This window comes from Halomonas jincaotanensis, assembly GCF_018448785.1.
In the GTDB taxonomy this organism is placed as follows: domain Bacteria; phylum Pseudomonadota; class Gammaproteobacteria; order Pseudomonadales; family Halomonadaceae; genus Halomonas; species Halomonas jincaotanensis.
Genome location: NZ_JAHCLU010000007.1, coordinates 212,137 through 218,595, shown reverse-complemented (window position 1 = coordinate 218,595; position 6,459 = coordinate 212,137). Strand labels below are relative to the sequence as shown.

Annotated in this window: 5 protein-coding genes; 1 reads left to right on the top strand and 4 read right to left on the bottom strand. The window is 55.3% G+C overall.

All coding sequences use genetic code 11. The features are described 5' to 3' along the window. Nucleotides 1–228: 228 nt before the first annotated feature. Nucleotides 229–1,683, bottom strand: coding sequence for a UvrD-helicase domain-containing protein (locus tag KG088_RS08670; RefSeq protein WP_213825112.1), 1,455 nt, complete (start codon nt 1,681–1,683; stop codon nt 229–231). Further along, complete coding sequence (locus tag KG088_RS08665; RefSeq protein WP_213825111.1) at nt 1,676–3,430, bottom strand: ATP-dependent nuclease; 1,755 nt, start codon at nt 3,428–3,430, stop codon at nt 1,676–1,678. Before KG088_RS08665 ends, KG088_RS08670 begins: the two co-directional genes overlap by 8 nt. Nucleotides 3,431–4,379: 949 nt before the next feature. On the opposite strand from KG088_RS08665, the gene KG088_RS08660 reads away from it, so the two are divergent. Further along, nucleotides 4,380–4,589: a metallophosphoesterase gene (locus KG088_RS08660; RefSeq protein WP_213825110.1), complete on the top strand. Its 210-nt coding sequence runs from the start codon at nt 4,380–4,382 to the stop codon at nt 4,587–4,589. Nucleotides 4,590–4,631: 42 nt separating this feature from the next. On the opposite strand, the gene KG088_RS08655 is transcribed toward KG088_RS08660, so the two are convergent. Beyond that, on the bottom strand, nt 4,632–4,919 hold the full coding sequence (locus KG088_RS08655; RefSeq protein WP_213825109.1) for a hypothetical protein: 288 nt from the start codon (nt 4,917–4,919) through the stop codon (nt 4,632–4,634). Nucleotides 4,920–5,002: 83 nt separating this feature from the next. After that, entirely contained in the window at nt 5,003–6,403 is a 1,401-nt protein-coding gene (locus KG088_RS08650) for an amidase (RefSeq protein WP_213825108.1), read from the bottom strand. Nucleotides 6,404–6,459: the final 56 nt, after the last annotated feature.

The window sequence follows — 6,459 nt, the reverse complement described above, 5'->3', positions numbered from 1 at the left end:
CATCAAGAAGCTCAGGGAACAACGTGGCTTGAGACCGGGACTCACCTGCAACGAAGCGCTTCATCGGCACCTCCACGCGCTGACACGAGTGGAGTATAGCGGGAGCCACGTTTTCACACAGCCTCGGCCAATAGCAGTCATCCATCACGGCTTCACACGCTGCGATGCAGCGTCTCCAAAGCTGACATCAAGCTTACGGAACAAGCAGACTGACGACTCCAAACGTCGTTACTTGCCCCATGAGACTTGGGATTGAGATGACAACACAGTCACTGACTGCGTGGCTCGTGTAAGTGCGACATACCAGTCCTCTTTGGTCATCCCGTCGTACTCAACGATTATTACATGCTCGAATTCCAAGCCTTTTAACAGGAGCGTGCTACCTACACTCCTACGGGCTAGGTGACGCCCCAAGTGTCTCGCCTTTGCTTCAACATCTGCTGCGGCTTCGGAAAGCGGAGCCCCTGTCGCCCTCGAAGTTCGGAGTGCTGATAACATCATGCTTAGAAGTTCGCGACGATAAGGAAAAACGTCGTCACGGGCTAATAGTCCTTCCACAAGGTCAAGCACGTGGGGCATCCCATTCGCCTTGGCTACACGGTTTCCAATGTCGATTAGGTTACCGTACTTCGTTCGACCAGCGCGTCTGCCTTCTTGGTGGGCCTTAACAGAATTGGCAAAATCGGCCTGAACACCAACAACGCATAGCCTGACAAAATCCAAAACCCTTTGCAGCCTTTGCGCATCATCCGCTTGCTCAATGGATTTCGAATGTTTTGCAAGTGGTTTGCAAGAAACAGGCTCCACGACAGCAAACTTCTGTTTTGCCAAAGTTTTGGCTATGCTGGCTCTGGATCCCTCAGATGCTGATTGAGCCACAACCACTAAAGTACCTTCCAAGTCCATTGTTTCAAGACAAGTGGTTCTGACTTTAACTGACTTGTCTCTGGGGTCATCTGGGAGCCACTGACGCCGGATACCCCTTTCGTTGACACAAAAATCTAAAGGGCCTCCGGCTTCAATACGCTCTCGCAACTCGATCAGTTTCGCGCCAAGCTCAGCATTCGCGTTTTCTTTCTTCCAACGCCAGGGCGTGGTCAGTTTCGCGATATTGGGAAAGTCCTTTTCGACGACATCGAACCAGTCCAGCGCGCCGTCGAAGTCGAAGATTGATTGCAAGGGGTCACCAAAAATACACACAGGGACTAGCCGCTTGAACCCCACGATTAACTCATGCTGGCTTGCGCTGCAGTCCTGATACTCATCAACGAAAACGCAAGCGTATGTGGCAAGGATCACGTCATCGATACCGTGCGAACCAAGAAGCTTGACCGCAGCAGGATAGACCTCTGACCAGTCTTTGTTGCTCTGAGGATTGACCTTTTTGACCCCCGAGGTCTTTGGGTAGCTTTTCGCAAACCGCAAGCACCAGCTCGCGATTGTATCAATCCTGTAGGACGAAGCAGGAACGTTGATCTTGCGTAACCGCTTCTGGAGTACGTCAACACCCGCAAATGTATGGGTCAGGATGAGGCAGCGTTTCGAAACTCTCGGATCATCGCTTATAGCTTTCACCGTCCGTACGATTTTCTCGGTTTTCCCGCATCCTGCAGCCGCGATCACGCTGCCAGCTTTGATTGCGCGAATTATGGTCGTGACCTCTTCTTGGGAAAGCTCAGGCATCAATCCATTGCCTCACTTCATTTATTTTTTTGGCAAGTGGGGTCTCAGGGATGTCTTTGAGACAATCGAAGACAATCGTTCCTAGTAGTTCGCCGCGCGCCATGTCTTTGAACCATGACCGATCGTCCTTACCGCCGGACTTCTTTGTAACTTTCAGAGTAGAGGCCTTTGATAGCCACTGACGATTTTCCGCTGTGTCAAAAAGTGCGTCTAAATCCGCGCGATCAATGCTCGGGTAATTCGAATCAGCCAAATTCAGATTTTTCAAAACCCTGCCTTCGCCAACCGCTTCGATAGCACAATCGACTATTGCTAGTACAGTTGCCCATGGAACGTCCAGAAAGACCCTGCGTTCGATATCGCAGTCGTCCATCCATTCAGTGAATTGGCCATCAGCTTGTTTGAACGCCTCTTTTATGGCTGCATTAACCTCAACGTCCGAGTCAAGCAAAACGAAGCAGTGGTAGCCGAGTGTTTGCATGTGGAGACCAAGCTTCAAAGCATTATCGCCACCTGCACCATCAATCGCAACGAGACCCTGATAGGCAAACGACTCCTTGCCACCGACGCACCATTGATCATCAAGCCCGCGCCAAAATCCGACCTCCGTTCGCCCTTCGCCAATAAGCAGGCTTGGAGCCAGGAAAGCGTGGGGATTGGTACGCACGTGCCGTTGTGCAGTATCCACTGTTTCTTCTGGTGGCCGCGCACACTTAACCGCAACAATGCCTTCGTTGTTTCGTACACAAAACAATTCTCCGACATCCAGTTCGCAAACAACAACTGGCGAATGAGTTGTCATGAATGTTTGATGTACGATAGCCGTTGCATCGCCGTCCTGTGGAAATCCGGATCGCAGAAAACGCAACAAGCGCATAATGCGATGAGGTTCCAGCCCGAGCTCGATCTCATCCACAAGCGTGATGTTTTGAGTAGGGCCGGAGTTTTGAACACCAGCCACCATTAGGCGCGAAGATCCGCTACCGAGTGTCCTCAGTGGCATGCTGCCATCGTGTAAAGAAACTGCTCCCGAAGCCAACATACCTGAATGGATGTCCAATTGGGCTTCATAACCGTGGGTCTTTGGCACTAGAAAGTCAGCACCAACCTTTTCCGTTAGCTTCACAACATCATCGAACGAAGTACGATCTCCGGCGGCGAATGATGCCTTTGCCTGCCTAACCGAACTAGCCAGCAACTCAGACGCGTTCGGTCCTTTCTCAAGCCTCCCGAGAAAAGAGTTTCGACTCCACGTGAGATGGCGGTCGGAATATTCCCCAAGCCGATTGGGTGCTATCAACTTCGCGTCCTTGAAGCCCAAACGGGGTGGCTCACCTTCGAGGCGTTCATTGAAGACCTCCCAGCTCCATTCAAGGGTTTCGGGATCAAGCGACGCTTTCACTGTCAGAGCCGGAATATCGCCTTCCGCTTGCTCATCGTTTATTTTTTTGGCTGCCTCGCTCCAACCGCGCAAATAGAGTCCGTATTTGTGCTCCAAAATCAATTCTTCAGGAAGATCAACGAGCGTCAAAAAAATTGTAGGCTTACTTTTTGGATCGCATCCAAACAGATCGGGGTCACTTCCGGTGTATCCAAATCGCGGGCTTAGGACGATCTCAATGGCATCCAAGACTGTGGTCTTGCAGGAGTCTCCCGGACCAATCAGACAATTCAAGCTTGGTGACGGCGACCATTCAAGTGATTTGATGCCTCGAAAGTCGGAAATTGAGATGTGTGCAATACGCATTACGAAAGAATCCTGACTAACCGTGCGAGTAATGTAGCTCTTGGTGTCCGCATAAGCCTAGCGCCATCGTGATTTTCAATCTGCAGGCGATGGCAGCGAACTTCTGCTTACATGCAGTCGGTACAATTGCTCGGTAGCTGTAGCAGACGACGGCCCCCAGTCCCTCGTGCCCGAGCCAGATCCCATGCTGCTTCGGGCGCGAGTGTCTGACAAGGGTCGTTAGCTGTCACTTACCCTTCCACTTATAAGTGCCAACTTTCCCTCAGTTGCTTTCATCTCCTCCATAGGCTCCTCATAGTTCCACGCCACATCAGCCATATCACCAAACTAGAAAGTAGCTTCACCTGGCAAAAGGTAATGGATCACGATCCCGGGAGGCATCATCAGGTCCATCCGCTCATCGACGCAGGCAAGATATTGCCGCGTTGGGTATCCGCATTCATGGAGGTGACATCCAAGTTGGGATCGGTGAGCTGGGTGTCCGCCATGATCTTCTGCACCCAGCTGGGAGGTGAGACGGGACTCGGTGGGGTCCGTCGTCATGTGACCATTCCTTGCGAATTAGCGTTATTATCATAATTAGCTAAAGCACAGCCTAGCACCAAAAAATGATTTATCCCATGCGTGAGATCAACGGACTGGCCGGGATTCCGAGCCTGGTCGAGGTTAGTGAGATTCGGCCTCGGCGACAGTCTGGCACCAACATTGTCAAAGGGTTTTCGGTCAACCATGGCCGCTGATACACGCGGGCATAAGCCTTGCTGCTAGGCACGGGGCACGCCAGTCGATGAAGACGCTGCTGACTTCCTGCACCAGGCGTGTGGCGTATGTAGCCGGAACTAGATCGACCACCGCGATACGGCAAGGGCCATGCTCGACCGCATCGTCGCCGACTGCCAGCGCTGAGAGTGGTCCACAGGAAGGCGGGATGACCAGGAGGGCTGGACAGATGGAGCTGATCACTAAGCATGAAGAGAACACGAGCGGCCGCGACTTCTTTGTCGGTGATATCCATGGGCAATACGGGCTGCTGAGGGAGGCGATGGCGCGTGTTGCGTTCGATACGCGTCGCGATCGGCTCTTCTCGGTGGGCAACCTGGTCGACAGAGGCTCGGCGTCATTCGAGTGCCTGTCGCTTGCCTTTGAACCATGGTTCTAGGGGGTGCGCGGAAACCATGATCGGCTGGCTGCTCTGTCACCGTCAAGACCTGACAACCGCTACGAGCATGACGGCACCCGGCGAGACGAGATAGCCCCCGGCCCACCAGGAGGTCTGCATCTCGCCGGTGTCGATAATGTCCTTTATGATCACCGGGACACTGCGCAGCAGCTGCCCCGGTCCCGTCAGGATCGAAGTCGAGGTCGGTGGCATGAGGTACTCCCAGGCCTGCACATCAGCTTCAAGCGCCTTGATCCGTGCCTGGCAGGCATGCCACCAGTCGAGGTCCTCACATTTCGCCTCGGGCAACCTGAGCTTGGAAGGCGTCAATGGTAGTGTTATCGAGCTCGGTCATACCTGCACGCCTCTAACGCTGAAGGGGCACCGGATGCCGTGACCGTGTCACGCCGATATCACGGGGCCGGAGGGGCCCCGAGAATGGCCAGGCTATTACCCAGCTCGGCCTCGATGGCCTGGCCGATGGCTAGCAGCCGCGCGTCCTGCCAGGGCCCGGCCAGCACCTGTAAGCCCACGGGCATGCCGGCATCGTCCTTTCCCACAGGCAACGTCAGTCCACAGAGACTCATGAAGTTCCCCACCACCGTATTGCGCAGGGCTTGCATGTTGGCCTTGGTATAGGCCCCCTCCGACTTGAGGCTTTCCAAGGTCGGCGGGGTCAATGTCACGGTCGGGGTCAACAGTGCATCAACATGCGTCAGATGATTAGCTGCGCTTGCTGACAGCGACTTGAGCACATCGCAGCGCCGGACATACTCCCAGCCGGGGATATCGTCGGCTGCCTTGACCCTAGCCGCCACATTGGGATCCAGGCAGTCGATGGCCTCAGGTAGCTGGGTCTTTAGAAAGGCCGCCAACTCAACTGCCGCAAGCCCGCCCTGCTGAAACAGGGTGAAGGCCTCATCCGTACGTGGTAGATCGAGGCTCACGATGCGGGCACCCGCGGCTTCAAGCTGACGAATCGCGGCCTGAACAGACTCGGCGATGCCCGGGCTGCAGTCCTCCCAGAAATAGGCCTCCGGTACCCCGAAAGTCAGATCGGCCAATGACGGGCGCTGCGGAACGCTGCAGAATCGAGTTGTCAGGGAGCCGTCCAGCGCATCGAAAGTAAAGGCCAGATCGTCGACACTGCGGGTCAGCAGCCCAGGCGTGTCCAATGTAGAGGACAACGGAACGATCTGCGCCGTCGACCAGCGTCCAACCGTAGTCTTGAGACCTGCCACGCCGGTCATTGAGGCAGGCACACGTACCGAGCCTGCGGTGTCAGTCCCCAACGCCAGGCTGGCCGTGCCGTTGACCAGCGATACCCCTGCACCGGCACTGGACCCGCCGGGTGTCCGGTGGTTGACGCTATCCCAGGGGTTCCGAGGTGCTCCCCAGTGGGCATTGGTGCCCAGGCCGCCGAAGGCGAACTCCACGCTGTGGGTCTTGCCCATCACACTTGGCAATTGTCTCAGTAGCGCCGAGACCATGGGACCAGGCTCCTCCCAGTGTCGCGGCAATCGTCGGGCGGAACCGGCATAGGTCGGCAGTCCTGGCACCGCAAAGATGTCCTTGATCGACACTGGAATCCCCATCATAGGCCCCGTGTCACCGCCGCAGGCAAGCACGCTGTCGGTTGCCCGAGCCGTTTCTCTGGCAGCCTCGCCATTCCAGGTCAGGTAAGCGTGATCGTGGCCACCGCGACTGGCATGGTGGTCGATCGCTGCGTCGGCAAGCTGAACAGCATTCAGCGAGCCGGCGCGCAGCCGGATATGCTGTTCTTTCAGCGGAAGAAAGATCGGGGAGGTATGCATGGCGGGCCTTCTTGAGAGTGCGGTTAAGAAGTGAGGATGAACATCCAATGCGACAA

Bases quoted from the DNA above. Each gene is read 5' to 3' on its own strand.
- KG088_RS08665 (WP_213825111.1), bottom strand. From the start codon at position 3,430: ATGCGTATTGCACACATCTCAATTTCCGACTTTCGAGGCATCAAATCA.
- KG088_RS08660 (WP_213825110.1), top strand. From the start codon at position 4,380: ATGGAGCTGATCACTAAGCATGAAGAGAACACGAGCGGCCGCGACTTC.
- KG088_RS08670 (WP_213825112.1), bottom strand. From the start codon at position 1,683: ATGCCTGAGCTTTCCCAAGAAGAGGTCACGACCATAATTCGCGCAATC.
- KG088_RS08650 (WP_213825108.1), bottom strand. From the start codon at position 6,403: ATGCATACCTCCCCGATCTTTCTTCCGCTGAAAGAACAGCATATCCGG.